The sequence below is a fragment of the Sphingomonas sp. genome (assembly GCF_048594985.1).
GTDB lineage: Bacteria > Pseudomonadota > Alphaproteobacteria > Sphingomonadales > Sphingomonadaceae > Sphingomonas_I.
In genome coordinates, this window is record NZ_JBMDXG010000227.1 from 1 (window position 1) to 2,071 (window position 2,071).

At 69.6% G+C, this 2,071-nt stretch carries 4 protein-coding genes; all 4 read left to right on the top strand.

Annotation, left to right across the window (positions count from 1 at the left end; all coding sequences use genetic code 11):
- The coding region (locus ACOJSF_RS09000; protein WP_420141877.1) for a glycine cleavage T C-terminal barrel domain-containing protein at positions 1-346 on the top strand (346 nt) is incomplete at its 5' end.
- Positions 343-714 (top strand): glycine cleavage system protein GcvH, encoded by a 372-nt coding sequence (gcvH, locus tag ACOJSF_RS09005; RefSeq protein WP_420141878.1) that lies wholly within the window; start codon positions 343-345, stop codon positions 712-714. The genes ACOJSF_RS09000 and gcvH, both read left to right, overlap by 4 nt.
- 63 nt (positions 715-777) lie before the next feature.
- Entirely contained in the window at positions 778-1,122 is a 345-nt protein-coding gene (locus ACOJSF_RS09010; protein WP_420141879.1) for a hypothetical protein, read from the top strand.
- Positions 1,122-2,071 (top strand): aminomethyl-transferring glycine dehydrogenase subunit GcvPA (gene gcvPA, locus ACOJSF_RS09015; RefSeq protein ID WP_420141880.1); only part of this gene is annotated, 950 nt, incomplete at its 3' end. The genes ACOJSF_RS09010 and gcvPA, both read left to right, overlap by 1 nt.

Sequence of the window (2,071 nt, forward strand, 5' to 3'; positions counted from 1 at the left end):
GTCGAAGCGCCGCCGTGCCGAGGGCGGCTTCCCCGCCGCCGACACGATCGTCCGCGAGCTGGCGGACGGCGCGGCGACGAAGCGCGTCGGCTTCGCGGTCGAAGGGCGCCTTCCCGCGCGCGAGGGGGCGGAGATCTTCGCGGGCGAGACCAGGGTCGGCACGATCACCTCGGGCGGGTTCGCCCCCACGGTCGGCGCGCCGATCGCGATGGGCTATGTCGCCGCCGCGCACGCCGCGCCGGGCACGCGCCTGGAGATCGAGGTGCGCGGCAAACGCCTCGCCGCCACCGTTACCGCCATGCCGTTCGTACCGCATCGCTATGTTCGCAAGGGAGCCGCGAAATGACGACCTACTTCACCAAGGAACATGAGTGGATCGCGGTCGAAGGCGACGCCGCGACCGTGGGCATCACCGATTATGCGCAGGCGCAGCTGGGCGACGTGGTGTTCGTCGAGGTGCCGCCCGCCGGGACCGAGGTCGCCAAGGGCAAGGAAGCCGCGGTGGTCGAAAGCGTCAAGGCTGCGTCCGACGTCTACGCCCCCGTATCGGGCACCGTGACCGAGCCGAACGCCGCGCTGGAGGGCGACCCCGCGCTCGTCAACACCTCGCCCGAGGGCGAGGGCTGGTTCTTCAAGCTGACGCTGAGCGACGCCGGCGAGCTCGAAGGGCTGATGGACGAGACCGCCTACAAGGCGTTCGTGGCCGCGCTCTGACGGATGCTTCCGGCGCTGGCTTTGTTGGCGACCGCCACGGCAGCAGATGTTCCGACCGTGAGAGTGGAGCAGTTGCTGGCCGAGCCTTCGCGCTGGCACGGCCGGATCGTCCGGGCGACCGGGCGGATGGGCGCGTGCAAACCTCTGACTTGCCATCTGCTGGCGGTTGTTCCGGACGGAGCGGTGGCGCCCGGCAAGGGGCGGCTTTCGATCGGCGGCACTGGCCCGGGCTTTGACGACAAGGTCAGGAAAGCTTTCGACGAAAAGGCCGGGGGCTTGCGGGACGAAGAGGTCGCGCTCGTGGCGCGGTTCGACGCGAAATGCCTGACCACCCACATCTGCACCGATCGCGCCAACATGCTGCAGCCGTCGGGCGCGGAAGCCCTGACCCTTCTGAAGGATCATTGATGCGTTACCTTCCCCTCACCGATGCCGACCGGCGGGCGATGCTCGACACGATCGGCGCGGGTTCGATCGAAGACCTGTTCGCCGATGTGCCCGCGCAGGCTTTGCTCGACGCGCCGATCGCCGATCTGCCCGCGCACGCCACCGAAATGGCGGTCGAACGGCAGCTGGGCGCGCTCGCGAAGCAGAATCTCGCGGCGGGCGACGCGCCCTTCTTCCTCGGCGCCGGCGCCTATCGCCACCATGTGCCGGCGAGCGTCGATCATCTGATCCAGCGCGGCGAGTTCCTGACCGCCTACACGCCCTATCAGCCCGAAATCGCGCAGGGCACGCTGCAGGTGCTGTTCGAATTCCAGACGCAGGTCGCGCGGCTTTACGGCTGCGACGTGGCCAATGCGTCGATGTATGACGGATCGACCGCCTGCTGGGAGGCGATCGGCATGGCGCGGCGGATCACGCGGCGGACCAGGGCGGTGCTGTCGGCCGGGCTCCACCCGCATTACGTCTCGGTCGCCAGGACGATGGCGCGCTTCACCGGCGACACGCTCGACATCGCCCTGCCGGAGCTGACGCAGGGCCGGCCGGGCGACGACATGGCGCGCCTGCTCGACGCGATCGATGGCGAGACGAGCTGCGTCGTCGTCCAGAACCCCAACATCCTCGGCCACGTCGCCGATCTGTCCGAGCTGGCGGCCGCGTGCCAGGCGAAGGGCGCGCTGCTGATCGTCGTCGTGACCGAGCCGGTCGCGCTCGGCGCGATCAAGTCGCCGGGCGAGATGGGCGCCGACATCGTCGTGGGCGAGGGGCAGTCGATCGGCGTCGGCCTCCAGTTCGGCGGGCCCTATCTCGGCCTGTTCGCCACGCGCGACAAATATGTCCGCCAGATGCCGGGCCGACTGTGCGGCCAGACGGTCGATGCGGAGGGCAAGCGCGGCTTCGTGTTGACCCTCTC